This window comes from Streptomyces sp. NPDC043896, from assembly GCF_056435605.1.
Genome location: NZ_JBWKEE010000023.1, coordinates 46,563 through 61,187, shown reverse-complemented (window position 1 = coordinate 61,187; position 14,625 = coordinate 46,563). Strand labels below are relative to the sequence as shown.

14 protein-coding genes are annotated in these 14,625 nt (G+C 74.2%); 8 read left to right on the top strand and 6 right to left on the bottom strand.

Annotation, left to right across the window (positions count from 1 at the left end):
* Nucleotides 1-3 precede the first annotated feature (3 nt).
* On the top strand, nucleotides 4-735 hold the full coding sequence (locus AC069X_RS28730) for a helical backbone metal receptor (protein WP_478732930.1): 732 nt from the start codon (nucleotides 4-6) through the stop codon (nucleotides 733-735).
* Here the strand turns inward: AC069X_RS28730 and AC069X_RS28725 are convergent.
* Nucleotides 704-1,828 carry a TDT family transporter gene (locus AC069X_RS28725; protein WP_478732928.1) on the bottom strand — a complete coding sequence of 375 codons (1,125 nt, stop codon included), beginning with the start codon at nucleotides 1,826-1,828 and terminating at the stop codon, nucleotides 704-706. The genes AC069X_RS28730 and AC069X_RS28725 overlap by 32 nt on opposite strands.
* 70 nt (nucleotides 1,829-1,898) lie before the next feature.
* Between AC069X_RS28725 and AC069X_RS28720 the strand changes: the two genes are divergently transcribed.
* Together AC069X_RS28720 and AC069X_RS28715 are read left to right on the top strand one after the other, a co-directional pair.
* The gene (locus AC069X_RS28720; RefSeq protein WP_478732926.1) at nucleotides 1,899-2,822 is read left to right on the top strand and encodes a LysR family transcriptional regulator; all 924 of its coding nucleotides are present in this window, start codon (nucleotides 1,899-1,901) and stop codon (nucleotides 2,820-2,822) included.
* A 109-nt stretch (nucleotides 2,823-2,931) separates the two neighbouring features.
* Nucleotides 2,932-3,282, top strand: coding sequence for a hypothetical protein (locus AC069X_RS28715; protein WP_478732924.1), 351 nt, complete (start codon nucleotides 2,932-2,934; stop codon nucleotides 3,280-3,282).
* A 52-nt stretch (nucleotides 3,283-3,334) separates the two neighbouring features.
* Here AC069X_RS28715 and AC069X_RS28710 read toward each other — a convergent pair whose 3' ends face one another.
* From AC069X_RS28710 to AC069X_RS28695, 4 genes are all read right to left on the bottom strand, one after another.
* Nucleotides 3,335-4,114 (bottom strand): hypothetical protein, encoded by a 780-nt coding sequence (locus AC069X_RS28710; RefSeq protein ID WP_478732922.1) that lies wholly within the window; start codon nucleotides 4,112-4,114, stop codon nucleotides 3,335-3,337.
* Nucleotides 4,115-4,204: 90 nt separating this feature from the next.
* Complete coding sequence (locus AC069X_RS28705) at nucleotides 4,205-4,918, bottom strand: gamma-glutamyl-gamma-aminobutyrate hydrolase family protein (RefSeq protein ID WP_478732920.1); 714 nt, start codon at nucleotides 4,916-4,918, stop codon at nucleotides 4,205-4,207.
* A gap of 46 nt (nucleotides 4,919-4,964) precedes the next feature.
* Complete coding sequence (gene eat, locus AC069X_RS28700; protein WP_478732918.1) at nucleotides 4,965-6,431, bottom strand: ethanolamine permease; 1,467 nt, start codon at nucleotides 6,429-6,431, stop codon at nucleotides 4,965-4,967.
* Between the two features lie 134 nt (nucleotides 6,432-6,565).
* On the bottom strand, nucleotides 6,566-7,312 hold the full coding sequence (locus tag AC069X_RS28695; RefSeq protein ID WP_478732916.1) for a FadR/GntR family transcriptional regulator: 747 nt from the start codon (nucleotides 7,310-7,312) through the stop codon (nucleotides 6,566-6,568).
* Nucleotides 7,313-7,389: 77 nt separating this feature from the next.
* Here AC069X_RS28695 and AC069X_RS28690 point away from each other — a divergent pair, with 77 nt between their 5' ends.
* Genes AC069X_RS28690 through AC069X_RS28680 form a run of 3 tightly spaced genes read left to right on the top strand, consistent with a single transcriptional unit; the run spans nucleotide 7,390 to nucleotide 10,962 of the window.
* Nucleotides 7,390-8,763, top strand: a complete 1,374-nt coding sequence (locus AC069X_RS28690) for a glutamine synthetase family protein (protein ID WP_478732915.1) — start codon at nucleotides 7,390-7,392, stop codon at nucleotides 8,761-8,763.
* 37 nt (nucleotides 8,764-8,800) lie between these two features.
* The gene (locus AC069X_RS28685; protein ID WP_478732913.1) at nucleotides 8,801-10,165 is read left to right on the top strand and encodes an aldehyde dehydrogenase family protein; all 1,365 of its coding nucleotides are present in this window, start codon (nucleotides 8,801-8,803) and stop codon (nucleotides 10,163-10,165) included.
* 5 nt (nucleotides 10,166-10,170) lie between these two features.
* Complete coding sequence (locus tag AC069X_RS28680; protein ID WP_478732911.1) at nucleotides 10,171-10,962, top strand: 3-oxoacyl-ACP reductase; 792 nt, start codon at nucleotides 10,171-10,173, stop codon at nucleotides 10,960-10,962.
* 180 nt (nucleotides 10,963-11,142) lie between these two features.
* Here the strand turns inward: AC069X_RS28680 and AC069X_RS28675 are convergent, their stop codons facing one another.
* A complete protein-coding gene (locus tag AC069X_RS28675; RefSeq protein ID WP_478732909.1) occupies nucleotides 11,143-12,336 on the bottom strand; it encodes an amino acid deaminase/aldolase in 1,194 nt (397 codons plus the stop codon).
* Nucleotides 12,337-12,639: 303 nt separating this feature from the next.
* Between AC069X_RS28675 and AC069X_RS28670 the strand changes: the two genes are divergently transcribed.
* Both AC069X_RS28670 and mycP read left to right on the top strand, forming a co-directional pair.
* Nucleotides 12,640-13,416, top strand: a complete 777-nt coding sequence (locus AC069X_RS28670; RefSeq protein WP_478732908.1) for a hypothetical protein — start codon at nucleotides 12,640-12,642, stop codon at nucleotides 13,414-13,416.
* Nucleotides 13,413-14,618, top strand: coding sequence for a type VII secretion-associated serine protease mycosin (gene mycP, locus AC069X_RS28665; protein WP_478732906.1), 1,206 nt, complete (start codon nucleotides 13,413-13,415; stop codon nucleotides 14,616-14,618). The genes AC069X_RS28670 and mycP overlap by 4 nt, the downstream gene beginning before the upstream one ends.
* The last annotated feature ends 7 nt before the right edge of the window (nucleotides 14,619-14,625 follow it).

The window sequence follows — 14,625 nt, the reverse complement described above, 5'->3', positions numbered from 1 at the left end:
CCGGTGCGCGTCGTCTCGCTCGTGCCGTCCCTCACCGAGGCCGTGGCGGTGTCCGCGCCCGGACGTCTCGTCGGCGTCACCGACTGGTGCACGCATCCCGCGGACCTGGGCGGCGCGGTACGGATCGGGGGGACGAAGAACCCGGACGTACGGGCGGTCGCCCGGCTCCGTCCCGACCTGGTGATCGCCAACGAGGAGGAGAACCGGGCCCCGGACCTGGACGCGCTGCGCGCCGCCGGGCTGGAGGTGCTGGTCACCGAGGTACGGGACCTGCCACAGGCCTTCACCGAGCTGGACCGGGTGCTGGTGGGGGCCCTGGGGCTGGAGCGGCCCGCGTGGCTGAACCGGGCGGAGGAGGCCTGGGCGGCGGTGGAGCCCGTCGGGGACCTCGCCGCCTTCGTGCCGATCTGGCGGCGGCCCTGGATGGTGCTGGGCCGCGACACCTTCGCGGGCGACCTCCTGGCCCGCCTCGGGGTGCGCAACGTCCACGCCGGGCATGCGGAGCGGTACCCGAAGGTGCCGCTCGCCGAGCTGGCGGCGGGCGGCTGCGATCTGGTGGTGCTCCCGGACGAGCCGTACGCCTTCACGGCCGACGACGGCCCGGAGGCCTTTCCGGACCTCCGGGCCGCCCTCGTCAGCGGACGCCACCTGACCTGGTACGGGCCCTCGCTGGCCGAGGCCCCGGCGGTGCTGGGGGCGGCGATCAGGCGGTCTTCGGCAGCAGCCGGCCGCTGACCAGCCCGCGCAGGGTGTGTCCGGCGGCGAGCGCCCAGGCGGTGACCAGGCCGAGGAACAGGGCGGTGGCCAGCCAGGCGAAGGCGTCCAGCCCGGTGTGGCGGGCCAGCCCGGCGGCGCCGGTGACGCAGGTGCCGACGGGGAAGGTCAGCGCCCACCAGGTCATCGCGAAGCCCATGCCGTTCCGTGCGGCCCGCACGAGCATCGAAGCGGCCAGGGCCAGCCACAGCAGGGCGAAGCCCAGCACGGGCACCCCGTAGACCACGGCGAAGGCGCCGAGGGCGTGGGCGTAGGAGGCGTCGATGGCGCCGGGCGCCACGTCGGCGAGCTGGTTCACGGCGGTGGCGGACTGCCCGAGGGGGCCGAGCACCAGGAAGAGCGCGGGCGTCAGGGCCAGGGGCAGGGGACCGCTCACGATCAGCCGGCCGAAGACCAGGGGGAGCAGCAGCAGGGTGGCCATGAGGCTCACGCCGAACATCGCGTAGCAGGCCAGCAGCAGGGCCTCGCGGGGCTGCCCGGCGGGCAGATGGGGGACCAGCAGGGGCCCGACGGCGGCGGAGACCATGGGGGAGACCACGGGCAGCAGCCAGACGGGGGAGGCCTGCGAGGCCTCGACCTTGTGCCGGACCACCATCAGGTAGGGCACGACGACGGCCGTGACCAGGCCGAGCACGGTGCCGGCGGTGAAGAGCACGGTGTCCACGGCCACGGCGGCGGAGGTCCCGATCAGGTCCTTGCCGACGATCAGGGTGCCGCCGCCGACGGCCAGCAGGGCCATCGCCAGGCACCCGTAGAAGGGGGCCACGGCCGGGTCGAGGAGGTGGGCGCGGGCCTGGTCGCGGTGGTGCAGCCAGTGCCCGGCACGGGCGGTCAGCAGTACGGCGAGGGCCACGGCGGACAGCGCCCAGACGAGCTGGCAGGCCACGCGCTGGCCCGGGAGCTGGTACGGGAGGGTGGCTCCCGCGTTCGCGATGATGGCCGTGCCCATGACGGAGGCGTACCAGTTGGGGCCGAGGTGGCGCAGCGCGGGGGCCTTGTGGGTCCGGGGCGCGCGTTCTGTGAGGATGCGGGGTCGCACGGTGGTGGTGGCCATGGGTCCAGCGTCCCGTCGTGCCGGGCCGTACGGCAGAGGCCGCACGTCTATAAGGCCATAAACTGATGTTATGGGTAACGAGGAGACGGTTCCGCTCGCACACCGCGTGCCGGACCTGGGCGCGCTGGAGCTGCTGCTCACGGTGGCCCGGGTCGGCAGCCTGAGCGGCGCCGCACGCCACCTGGGCATCACGCAGCCGGCGGCGAGCAGCCGCATCCGGGCGATGGAGACCCGGCTCGGCGTCGCCCTGGTGGACCGCTCCCCGCGCGGCTCGACGCTCACGGCCGAGGGGGCGCTCGTCACGGACTGGGCCCGGCGGGTGGTGGAGGCCGCCGAGGCCTTCGACGCGGGCGCGCAGGCGCTGCGCGGGCGGCGGGACTCGCGGCTGCGGGTGGCGGCCAGCATGACCATCGCCGAGTACCTGCTGCCCGGCTGGCTGATCGCCCTGCGCGGGGAGCGCCCCGACACGGCGGTGTCCCTGCACGCCGGGAACTCGGCGGACGTCGCCCAGCGGGTCCTGGCCCACGAGGCGGACCTCGGCTTCGTGGAGGGGCTCAGTGTCCCCGACGGGCTGGACTCCGCCGTCATCGCGCAGGACCGCCTGGTGGTGGCGGTGGCGCCGCAGCACCCGTGGGCGCGGCGCTCGAAGGGGGTGGACGCCGGGGAGCTGGCGTCGACGCCGCTCATCCTGCGCGAGCGCGGCTCGGGCACCCGGCAGGTCCTGGACGCCGCGCTGGCCGCGTCGGGCGGCCTGGCGGCGCCGCTGCTGGAGCTGGCGTCGACCACCGCCGTCAAGGCCGCCGCGCTCAGCGGTGCGGGGCCGTGCGTCCTGTCGGAGCTGGCCCTGGGCGACGAACTGGCGGCCCGCCGCCTGGTCGAGGTCCCGGTCCCGGACGCGGCCCTGTCCCGGGCCCTGCGCGCGGTCTGGCCCACGGGCGCCCGGCCGGCGGGCCCGGCGCGGGACCTGCTGTCGCTGACGCGGCGGCGGGCGTAGGCCGTCCGGGCGAGGGCGGATCGTTTCGCCGGTGGTGGGGTCGTGACCGGGACCCGGCCCGCCAGGAAGGTGGCTCCCGCACCTTGTTGCCGTTGTGAAGGGAACCCCCATGCGTATCCGCCGAGCCGCCGTCGCCGCCTTCGGCGCGCTGAGCCTCGTCCTGACCCTCCCGACGTCGGCCTCGGCCGCCATCGGCCAGTTCCAGTACACCTACGTCGGCCTGGACGGCCAGCCGCGGAGGGCGGTGCTGCAGGACCCGGAGGGCCAGGAGTGCATCACCCTCCCGGAGGTGGCCGACCCCGCCGCCGGCGAGCCGGCCCACTCCCCGCGCAACCGGACCACCGCGACGGCGACGGTCTTCACCGAACCGGAATGCGAGGGCGACTTCTTCACCCTGCGGCCGCTCACCGGCTACGGCTCGTCGCGGCTGAAGCTGCGGTCGGTCGTCTTCAGCCGCTGACCCGCGCCAGGAGGAAGGGATGCCGGGGCGCGAGGTGCCCCGGCTCCCCGGCTCAGTCCCGCGGCCGGAGCGACTTCGTCAGCAGGGCGCCGGCCACGATCAGGGCCGCGCCCACCCACCACGCGTGGTCCGTGAAGACCAGTACCGCGATGCCGATCGGCACCAGCAGGCCCGCCAGCGGGAGCAGCAGCGAGGCCCGCCCGGGCTCGGGGCCCCCGGCGGCGCGGGCGCGGACCACGTCCGGGTACCAGGCGGTGAACCGCAGCGCGGCGACGATCGCCAGGACCGGGATGATCCAGGTCGTCCAGAGGTTGTCGGGGGCGCGCAGCACCAGGTCCCCGAAGCCGCCCGCCAGTGCCGTGACCAGGAAGGCGAGCCCCCACACCCCGGTGATCGCGTAGTTGGTGCGGAGGAAGGCGGGCGTGTTCCACACCGAGGGGTCGGTCTGCTCGCGGGCGTACTGGAGGGTGAAGGGCATCCCCAGCGCCATCGAGCCGAAGGCGATCGCCGTCAGGGTGAGGCTCGCGACCTCTCCCGCGTACGTCTCCAGCCAGCGCAGCGTCCCGTCGCTCGCCAGGACCCCGATGACGGCCAGCGCCGCGAAGAACACCACGTCGGCGACTTCCAGCAGCTTCCAGGAGCTGCCGCGGTGTACGAGCCGGCCCAGTACGGCCAGGACGACGGCCGACGCCAGGGCGAGCCCGACCGCGATCTCGAACCGGCCCGGGCCGACCAGCAGGGAGAAGATGATCCACGGCGCCATCCCGACGACCGGGTTCTCCAGGAACCCGGCGACCGGGCCGGAGGCCGTGTCGTGCGCCTCGGTCCGCATGTCTCCAGCGTGCGCGCCGGCCGCCCGGAGCGCACCTGCGTGGGGCCCGGCGCCAGGGGAGGGGCGCCGGGCCCGTGGGGCGGAGCGGGGTCAGCCCACCGGAACCCCGACCACCCGGCGGTCGTTGGCCGCGTCGATCAGCGAGGCCATCACCCGGGTGTCCTTGTCCCGCTCCGGGTGCCACTGGACGCCCAGCACGTAGCGGGAGCGGTCGGGGTCCTCGATGGCCTCGACCGTGCCGTCGTCCGCGTACGCCGAGACGACCAGACCCCGGCCCACGACGTCCACGGCCTGGTGGTGGTACGTCGGGACCTCCGCCTTCTCCGGCACCAGCTCCGCGTAGCGGGTGCCCGCCACGGGGGTGACGGGGTGCCAGGAGGTGACGCCGGGGGTGTGGACGTGGCCGTCGATGTGCTGGACCAGCGTCCCGCCGAGGGCCACGTTCAGGGCCTGCATGCCCCGGCAGATCCCGAGCACGGGGAGGTCGGCCTCCAGGGCGGCCCCGATCAGGGCGAGTTCCCATTCGTCGCGGATCCGCGCGGGGGGACCCGTACGGGGGTCGCGGTGGGCCCCGTAGTGGAGGGGGTCCACGTCCGGGCCGCCGGAGACGATCAGGCCGTCCAGCCGCTCCAGCACCTCCGCCGCCCGTTCCGATTCGTCCGGTGGCAGCAGCACGGCCGCGCCGCCCGCCGCCTGGACGAGCTCGTAGTACCCGGAGGGCACGAGCGACGTGGGGAGGTCCCACACGTTGTAGCGGGTGGATTCCTCCACGTAGGTGGTGATGCCGATGAGCGGCCTGGGCACGGATTACCTCCAGGATGGTGCCGTATCAAGGGGCGGGACAAGGGTCTCAGTCGCGGGTCAACTCCGCCTCGGCTTCCGCAAGCGCGGCGGCTTCTTCCTCGGGTGCGGAGGCCACGAGGTGGTGCCGACTGTAGAAGGCGAAGTAGGCGAGGGCGACGGCGTACACGGCGAGTGCGATGAGTGCCGCGTCCTTGTCCACCAGGAAGGTGGCGACGAGGGCCGAAAGGGCGAGCACGAAGGCGACGGAGGAGGTCAGAACCCCTCCGGGGGTGCGGTAGGGCCGGTCCAGGGCGGGCTCGCGGCGGCGCAGCACGATGTGCGAGAGGGCCATCAGGGCGTACGAGATGGTCGCGCCGAACACGGCGATGTTCAGCATCCGAGCACCGTTGCCGGTGGCCGCCGCGAGGGCGAATCCGATGGCGCCCGGAATCACCAGTCCGAGGTACGGGGCCTTGCGCTTGGAGGTGAGTGACAGGAAGCGCGGCAGGTAGCCGGCCCGGGAGAGGGCGAAGAGCTGGCGGGAGCCGGCGTAGATGAGGGAGAAGAAGGAGGCGACCAGCCCGGCCAGTCCGGCGTAGTTGACGAAGCGGCTCAGCGCGGTCGGTCCGTCGTCCCCCTCCAGGGCGACGACGAGCGGGTTGCCCGCGGTCCTGACGGCGTCGGCGCCCTGGGCGCCGGTGGCGGCGACGAAGGTGATCAGGGCGAGCAGGGCGAGCACGCCCATGGAGATGGCGAGGGCCTTCGGCATGGAGCGGACGGGGTCCTTGGCCTCCTCGGCGGCCAGCGGGACGCCCTCGACGCCGAGGAAGAACCACATGCCGAAGGGGAAGGCCGCCCAGATGCCGAGGAGGCCGAAGGGCAGCCAGGAGCCGGATCCGAACGCGGTGGTGTCCACCGGGATGTCGTTCAGGGAGCCCGCGTCGAACTCGGTGAGGGCGCCGAGCGCGAAGATCAGCAGCGCGGCCACCGCCACCGCGGTGACGACGAGGCTGAAGCGCAGGGCCTCGCCCACGCCCCACAGGTGGACGCCGATGAAGATCACGAAGCAGCCGAGGTAGACCGGCCAGCCGGAGGTCAGCCCGAACAGGCCCAGCGACTCGACGTAGTCGCCGATGAAGATGACGATCGCCGCCGGGGCCAGGATGTACTCGATGAGGATGGCGGTGCCGGTGAGGAAGCCGCCCCAGGGGCCGAGCGCGCGGCGGGCGAAGCCGTAGCCGCCGCCCGCCGTCGGCAGGATCGTGGACAGCTCGGCGAGGGAGAAGACGAGGCAGGCGTACATGGCGCCCATGAGGACGGTGGCGATGGCCAGGCCGCCGAAACCGCCCTTGTCCAGGCCCACGTTCCAGCCGGAGAAGTCGCCGGAGACGACGTACGCGACGCCGAGCCCGGTCAGGAGCAGCCAGCCGGCGCTGCCCCGGCGCAGGGTGCGGCGCTCCAGGTACTCCGCCTCGGCGCCGCCCTTCGCGGCGGGTGGTGCGGATACGGGCAGCGGTGCGATGTCGTCGGCCATGTGCGCTCCTGCCTAGGGCACTGCGATGCAATGGTTGTGAGGCGTACCTTTGCGTCATGGGTGTGGAGCGCGCAAGACCCCTGCGTTAAACAGGGGTTACGAAAACCTCTCGCGCCCCACCCCCACCACCCGCCTCAGGCCAGGAACCCGCGCAGCAGCGCCGCGGTGCCGCAGCAGTGCTCGCGCATCACCGCCCGGGCCCCCTCGGCGTCGCGCTCCAGCACCGCCTCGACCAGGGCCGTGTGCTGCTGCTGCGAGTGCTCCAGGTTCCGCACCAGCAGCGGGATGCAGTCCAGCAGGTCGTTCACGGTGGCCCGGACGGCGGCGTACTGGGCCGTCAGGGTGGCGGATCCGGCCAGCTCGCACAGGGCGAGGTGGAAGAGGGTGTCCTGGCGGCGGTACTCGGAGAGCGGGGCGTCGTGGGTGGCCGCCAGGGCCGCCAGCAGGCGCTCGGCCTCCGCCTCGGACAGCCCCTGCGAGGCGCACAGTCCGGCCGCCCCCACCTCCAGCACCTCGCGGAAGCGCAGCACGTCCTCGATGTCCACCCCCGCCACGCGCCGCCGCAGCTCCTCCTCGGCGCCGCCGGCCGGGGTGTCGGGGCGGGCCCGCACGAACGTTCCGCCGTACCGGCCGCGCCGGGCCTCCACCAGGCCCTGGTCCTGGAGCACCTTCAGCACCTCGCGCAGGGTGACCCGGCTGATCCCCATCCGCTCCGCCAGCTCCCGCTCGGGCGGCAGCCGTTCCCCGCCCGGCACCAGGCCCAGCCGGACCACCTGGAGGATCTGCTCCAGGGCCTCCTCGAAACCGTTGCCCGCCCGCACCTGCCGCAGCACGGGATTCAGCCGCGCGATCGCGCCACCGCCGTCCGCCGTGTCGGTCATCTCGGCTCCTCCCCTTCCCAAGCAATGGTTCTATTCAATACCTTAGGCCTCCTCGGCTCACCGAAGGAGAGATTCCAGTGGTAGACCGCAAGCCGCCGCTCGCGCCCGAGGAGCTCCGTGCCCTCGTCGCGAGCGGTGAGATCGACACAGTCGTCCTGGCCTTCCCCGACATGCAGGGACGTCTTCAGGGCAAGCGGTTCGCCGCACAGTTCTTCCTCGACGAGGTCCTCGCCCACGGCACCGAGGGCTGCAACTACCTCCTCGCCGTCGACACCGACATGAACACCGTCGACGGCTACGAGATGTCCTCCTGGGACCGGGGCTACGGCGACTTCGCCATGCACCCCGACACCGCCACGCTGCGCCGCATCCCGTGGAACCCCGGCAGCGCCTTCATCATGGCCGACCTGGCCTGGAGCGACCGCTCCCCGGTCGTCGCCGCACCCCGGCAGATCCTGCGCCGCCAGCTGGAGCGCCTCGCCGAACTCGGCTACACCGCCATGGTCGGCACCGAGCTGGAGTTCATGGTCTTCCAGGACACCTACGAACAGGCCTGGAACGCCGCCTACCGCGGCCTGACCCCCGCCAACCAGTACAACATCGACTACTCCGTCCTCGGCACCGGACGCGTCGAACCCCTCCTGCGCCGCATCCGCAACGAGATGCAGGCCGCCGGACTGGTCGTCGAGTCCGCCAAGGGCGAGTGCAACCTCGGCCAGCACGAGATCGCCTTCCGCTACGACGAGGCGCTCACCACCTGCGACCAGCACGCCGTCTACAAGACCGGAGCCAAGGAGATCGCCGCCCAGGAGGGCGTCTCGCTCACCTTCATGGCCAAGTACGACGAGCGCGAGGGCAACTCCTGTCACATCCACCTCTCGCTCACCGACGCCGACGGACGCAACGCCATGGCCGGCACCGACGGCGACCAGGAACACGGCATGTCCACCGTGATGCGCCACTTCCTGGCCGGCCAGCTGGCCGCACTGCGCGACTTCTCCCTTCTCTACGCCCCGAACATCAACTCGTACAAGCGTTTCCGCCCGGGATCCTTCGCCCCCACCGCCGTCGCCTGGGGCTTCGACAACCGCACCTGCGCCCTGCGCGTCGTCGGCCACGGCCGCTCCACCCGCTTCGAGAACCGCCTCCCCGGCGGCGACGTCAACCCCTACCTCGCCGTCGCCGGCCTGGTCGCGGCGGGCATCCACGGCATCGAGAACCGCCTCGAACTCCCCGAACCCTGCACCGGCAACGCCTACACCGCCGACTACGCCCACGTCCCCGCCACCCTGCGCGAGGCCGCGGAACTCTGGGAGAACAGCGAGATCGCCAAGGCCGCCTTCGGCCCCGAGGTCGTCGCCCACTACCGCAACATGGCCCGCGTCGAACTCGACGCCTACGACTCCGCGGTCACCGACTGGGAGCTGCGCCGCTCCTTCGAACGCCTGTAAGACCAGACCCGCGAACCGAAACCAGAGAGGCACCCACGTGTCCGATGCGCTGGAAGTGTTGAATCCGGCCACCGAGGAAACCGTCGCCGTCGTCCCGGCCGCCACACGGGACGACGTCGACGCCGCCGTCGCCCGGGCCGCCAGAGCCCAGCGCGCCTGGGCGGCGGCCGCCCCCGCCGACCGCGCCCGGCTCCTGCGCCGCTTCGCCGCGGTCGTCGACGGACACATCGAGGAACTGGCACGGCTGGAGGTCCGCGAAGCCGGCCACACCATCGGCAACGCCCGCTGGGAAGCCGGAAACGTCCGCGACCTGCTGGACTACGCCGCCGGGGGAGTGGAACGCCTCTCCGGCCGCCAGATCCCCGTCGCCGGCGGCATCGACGTCACCTTCCTCGAACCCCTCGGCGTCATCGGCGTGATCGCCCCCTGGAACTTCCCGATGCCGATCGCCGCCTGGGGCCTGGCACCCGCCCTCGCCGCCGGCAACGCCGTCATCCTCAAACCCGCCGAGACCACCCCCCTCACGGCCCTGCGCCTCGCCGAACTCGCCCTCGAAGCCGGGATCCCCGAACACCTCTTCCAGGTGCTCCCCGGCCACGGGGCCGAAGCCGGCGACGCGCTCGTCGAACACCCCGGTGTCGCGAAGATCGTCTTCACCGGCTCCACCCGCGTCGGCAAGCAGATCATGGCCAAGTGCGCCGACCGGGTGAAGCGCGTCACCCTCGAACTCGGCGGCAAGAGCCCCAACATCGTCTTCGCCGACGCGGACCTCGAAGCGGCGGCGGCCGCCGCCCCCATGGCCTTCCTCGACAACACCGGCCAGGACTGCTGCGCCCGCACCCGGATCCTCGTACAGCGCTCCGCCTACGACCGCTTCCTCGAACTCGTCGCCCCCGGCATCGAGTCCGTGGCCGTCGGCGACCCGCTCGACGAGAAGACCCAGATGGGCCCCCTCATCTCCCGCGCCCAGCTCGACCGCGTCCGCTCCTACGTCACCGACGACCTCACCGCCATCCGCGGCAAGGCCCCCGAAGGCCCCGGATTCTGGTACCCGCCCACCCTCGTCACCGACGCCGCCCCCACCGCGCCCGTCGCCGCCGAGGAGGTCTTCGGCCCGGTCGCCGTCATCCTCCCCTTCGAGGACGAGGAGGACGCCGTACGCCTGGCCAACGCGACCGAGTACGGCCTCTCCGGCTCCCTCTGGACCCGCGACGTCGGCCGCGCCCTGCGCGTCTCCCGAGCCGTCCGCGCCGGCAACCTCTCCGTCAACTCCCACAGCAGCGTCCGCTACTGGACCCCCTTCGGCGGCTACCAGCAGTCCGGCCTCGGCCGCGAACTCGGACCCGACGCCCTCACCGCATTCACCGAGACCAAGAACGTCTTCATCAGCACGGAGGCCTGAACACCATGACCGACCGCACCGAAGAGATCGTCTGCCGCCGCCTGGTCGGCCGCACCGCCGTCATCACCGGAGCCGGCAGCGGCATCGGCCTCGCCACCGCCCGCCGCCTCGCCTCCGAAGGCGCCAACGTCGTCTGCGCCGACATCGACCCCGCCGCCGGCAAGGCCGCCGCCGAAGAGGTCGGCGGCACCTTCGTCCAGGTCGACGTCACCGACAAGGATCAGGTCGAAGCCCTCTTCAAGACGGCCTACGACACCTACGGCTCCGTCGACATCGCCTTCAACAACGCCGGCATCTCGCCCCCGGACGACGACTCCATCCTCACCACCGAACTCGACGCCTGGCGCCGCGTCCAGGACGTCAACCTCACCTCCGTCTACCTCTGCTGCAAGGCCGCCCTGCCCTACATGCAGCGCCAGGGCCGCGGCTCCATCATCAACACCGCCTCCTTCGTGGCCATCATGGGCGCCGCCACCTCCCAGATCTCCTACACCGCCTCCAAGGGCGGAGTCCTCGCCATGTCCCGCGAACTCGGCGTTCAGTTCGCCCGCGAGGGCATCCGCGTCAACGCCCTCTGCCCGGGCCCCGTCAACACCCCGCTCCTCCAGGAACTCTTCGCCAAGGACCCCGAGCGCGCCGCCCGCCGCCTCGTGCACATCCCGCTCGGCCGGTTCGCCGAGCCCACCGAGATCGCCGCCGCCGTCGCCTTCCTCGCCAGCGACGACTCCTCCTTCATCAACGCCACCGACTTCCTCGTCGACGGCGGCATCTCCGGCGCGTACGTCACCCCCCTGTAAACCCGGGCCCCACCCCACACCCCCCACCCGACAGCCGGGCGTCGCACGACGCCCGGCTGTCGTGCTCCACCGTCCGCGGCGAACCCACAAGGAGCCCCCCGCCCGTGACCCGACCCCGCCGCAGACGCCGCCTCCGGGCGCCTGCGCCGCCGCTTCCGACGGCCTTCCGGTGACCGTCTCCTAGAGGAAGGTCCGCCCCTCACCCCGGTAAGTCGGGACGGACCCCACCACCCGGTCACCCTCCACCAGGTGCAGGGTGTCGAACCGCTCGCACAGCTCCCCGGCCTTCGCGTGCCGGAACCAGACCCGGTCGCCGATCAGCAGGTCGTCGGCCGGGCTCCCCAGCAGCGGGGTCTGCACCTCGCCCGCCCCCTCCTGCGGGTCGTAGCGCAGCCCCGCCGGCAGGTACGGCACCGGCAGCCGGTCGGCGCCCGCCGCACCGGACGCCGGATAGCCGCCGCCGAGCACGGTCACCACCCCCACCCCGGGCCGCCGGACCACCGGCTGCGCGAACAGCGCCGCCGGACGCCCCCGGAAGGTCGTGTAGTTGTCGAACAGCCGCGGCACGTACAGCCCCGACCCGGCGGCGATCTCCGTCACCGCCTCCTCGGCGGCCGTCTCCGCGACGCTCCCCGTACCCCCGCCGTTGACGAACTCCAGATCCGGCACCACTGCCCGGACGGCCCGCACCGCCGCCGCCCGCCGGACCGCCAGCTCCTTGCGGGCCGCGCTCTGCATCAGCCGGATCATCCGCGACCGCACGGGCCGCCCGGCCGGCGCGTCACCGACCCCGGCCACGTGCCCCTCGTAGCCCATCAGCCCGACCACCCGGAACCCCGGCCGCGCCACCACCGCCGCCGCCAGCTCCGCCAGTTGCGCCGGCTCCCGCAGCGGCGACCGCCGCGCCCCGACCCGCACCCGCCCGCCGAGCAGCCGCAGGGCGGTGTCCAGCTCCAGGCAGACCCGCACCTCCTCGGCGCCACCGTCCCGAGCCCGGTCGATCAGCTCCAGCTGCGCGGGGTCGTCCACCATCACGGTCACGGCGGACGCCAGCTTCGCGTCCCCCGCCAGCTCCGCGAAACCGGCCCGGTCGGCGGAGGGGTAGGCGAGCAGCACGTCCTCGAACCCCGACCGCGCGAGCCACAGCGACTCGGCCAGCGTGTACGACATGATCCCGGCGAACCCGGGCCGGGCCAGCACCCGTTCGAGCAGCGCCCGGCAGCGGACGGACTTGCTGGCCACCCGGACCGGCTTCCCGGCGGCCCGCCGCACCAGATCGTCGGCGTTGGCGTCGAAGGCGGCCAGGTCCACGATGGCCAGGGGCGCGTCGAGATGCGCGGTCGCCCGGTCGTACCGGGCCCGGTCCGAAGTCATGGGCGGCAGCTTGCCAGAGGTTGTTACGGGTGGGTAGGGGCCGTTCCCCAGGGGCTCCGCCCCCGGCCCCCGGCGCCTCGATCGCCGGCGGACGCGGAGCATCCGTACCGGGGTCAGGAGCGCAGCCCCTGAGAACGGGTGAAGGACGGGGAGGGGCCAAGCGCGCGCAGCGCCGGCCCTGCCGGCCCGGGCCGCCCCGCGCGGCGGTGCGGCCGGTGCGGCCCCCGCCCGGGCGGGGGCCGCGTCGACGGGCACGTAAAGTACGGGCAGGCAGCCGTACGGAACGGGGGGCGGAGCCGCCGGATGACCACGACGACACCACGGACCGAGGTCCTGGACGCCCCCGGCCCCCCGCCGCCGCCCCGCCGCCACCCCGTGCGGGTCGTCACCGCGGCCGCGTGCGCCCTCCTCGGCACCGCCCTCCTCGCCGGCGCCGCCACCGCCGCCTGGAACGCCCACCGGGCCGCGCACCGTCCCCTGCCCCCCGACGCCGCCTACCGCAAGGCCGCCTCGCTGTGGCGCTCGGCCCCCGTGGACAGCCTGCTGCCCCCCGTACTGGCCACCCCCGACGCCGGCCCCGGCGGAGCCGACCGCACCTGGACCCGGATCGCCCTCGCGCCCGACGCCGACTGCGCCTCCGCGCTCCCGGCCGACTGGCGGGCCGCGCTCGCCGCCACCGGCTGCACCCGCGTGCTCCGCGCCACCTATACCGACGCCACCCGCAGCTCCCTCGTCACCGTCGGGCTGGTGTTCACGCCCGCAGCCGCCCCCGTCATGGACGGGCTCCGGGGCCGCCTCACCCTCCCGCCCGCGTACGAGTACGCCGACGCGCGCCGCGCCGCCTGGACGGCGAAGGTCTCCGCCGAGGCCCCGGCCGTCGTGTACGCCGTCTCCGCCTTCGCCGACGGCCGCACCGTCGACGCGCCCGTCCCCGCCGAGGAGGCGGCCCGGCAGGACGCCACCGGGACCGTCGCCGAAGCCGGGCTCGGCCACGACGCCAAGGCCGCCGCCGACCGGGTCGGACAGACCCTGACCGCCCTCGCGACGCCGGAGGCACCGACGAAGGGGTCCGCCCGATGAGCCCGAACCCGAGCGGGAACCGGCACCCGCTCCGCGCGGCCGCCGCCGCCTCCCTCGCCGCCGCCCTCCTCGCCGTGGGCACCGCCCACCCCGCCGCCGCCGACACCATCCGCGACCGCCAGTGGGGCCTGCTCGCCCTGCGCGCCGAGGAGGCCTGGGGCACGACCCAGGGCGACGGGGTCACCGTCGCCGTGCTCGACACCGGCGTGGACGCCACCCACCCCGACCTCTCCGGCCAGGTCCTCGAAGGCACCGACCTCGTCGGCATGGGCGCGGGCCGCGGCGACCGCGCCTGGGCCCGCCACGGCACGGCGATGGCCGGCATCATCGCCGGCCGGGGCCACGGCCCCGACCGCTCGCAAGGCGTCCTCGGCATCGCGCCCCACGCGAAGATCCTGCCGGTCAGGGTGATCCTCGAAGAGGGCGACCCGGGCCGCGCCAAGGCCCGCGACAGCAAGTCCGGGGCCCTCGCCGAGGGCATCCGCTGGGCCGCCGACCACGGCGCCGACGTGATCAACCTCTCCCTCGGCGACGACAGCGACTCCGCGCACCACGAGTCCGGCGAGGACGAGGCCGTCCAGTACGCCCTCGGCAAGGGCGTGGTCGTCGTCGCCTCCGCGGGCAACGGCGGCGAGCGCGGCGACCGCACCTCCTACCCCGCCGCCTACCCCGGCGTCATCGCCGTCGCGGCCGTCGACCGCCAGGGCCGCAAGGCGGCCTTCTCCACCCGCCACTGGTACGCCACGGTCAGCGCCCCCGGCGTCGACGTGGTCATCGCCGACCCGGACCGCGCCTACTACGAGGGCTGGGGCACCAGCGCCGCCGCCGCCTTCGTCTCCGGCGCGGTGGCCCTCGTCAAGGCCGCCCACCCCGGTCTGTCCCCGGCGCAGATCAAGAAGCTGCTGGAGGACACCGCCGCCGACCGCCCGGCCGGCGGCCGCGACGACGCCCGCGGCCACGGCACGGTCGACCCCGTCGCCGCGCTCCAGGCCGGGGCGGCGCTGCGCCCCGAGGGCCCCGTCCCCGCCGCCGTCCCGGCCGGGCGGCGGTACTTCGGCCCCGGCCCCGAGCGGGAGCGCCCCTCCGGCCGCTCCATCGGGCCCGGCGTGCCGGCGGCTGCCGCCGGGGGAGCGGCCCTGCTGGTGCTGGCGGCCGTACTGGCCCGGCGCCCGCGCGCCGCGCGCCGGGACACCTCGGGATAGGGTCGGT

Excerpts from the sequence above, each read along its gene's own strand:
- AC069X_RS28680 (WP_478732911.1), top strand. The coding sequence starts at position 10,171 with ATGACCGACCGCACCGAAGAGATCGTCTGCCGCCGCCTGGTCGGCCGC.
- AC069X_RS28725 (WP_478732928.1), bottom strand. The coding sequence starts at position 1,828 with ATGGCCACCACCACCGTGCGACCCCGCATCCTCACAGAACGCGCGCCC.
- AC069X_RS28710 (WP_478732922.1), bottom strand. The coding sequence starts at position 4,114 with ATGCGGACCGAGGCGCACGACACGGCCTCCGGCCCGGTCGCCGGGTTC.
- mycP (WP_478732906.1), top strand. The coding sequence starts at position 13,413 with ATGAGCCCGAACCCGAGCGGGAACCGGCACCCGCTCCGCGCGGCCGCC.
- eat (WP_478732918.1), bottom strand. The coding sequence starts at position 6,431 with ATGGCCGACGACATCGCACCGCTGCCCGTATCCGCACCACCCGCCGCG.
- AC069X_RS28715 (WP_478732924.1), top strand. The coding sequence starts at position 2,932 with ATGCGTATCCGCCGAGCCGCCGTCGCCGCCTTCGGCGCGCTGAGCCTC.
- AC069X_RS28670 (WP_478732908.1), top strand. The coding sequence starts at position 12,640 with ATGACCACGACGACACCACGGACCGAGGTCCTGGACGCCCCCGGCCCC.
- AC069X_RS28720 (WP_478732926.1), top strand. The coding sequence starts at position 1,899 with ATGGGTAACGAGGAGACGGTTCCGCTCGCACACCGCGTGCCGGACCTG.
- AC069X_RS28675 (WP_478732909.1), bottom strand. The coding sequence starts at position 12,336 with ATGACTTCGGACCGGGCCCGGTACGACCGGGCGACCGCGCATCTCGAC.
- AC069X_RS28695 (WP_478732916.1), bottom strand. The coding sequence starts at position 7,312 with ATGACCGACACGGCGGACGGCGGTGGCGCGATCGCGCGGCTGAATCCC.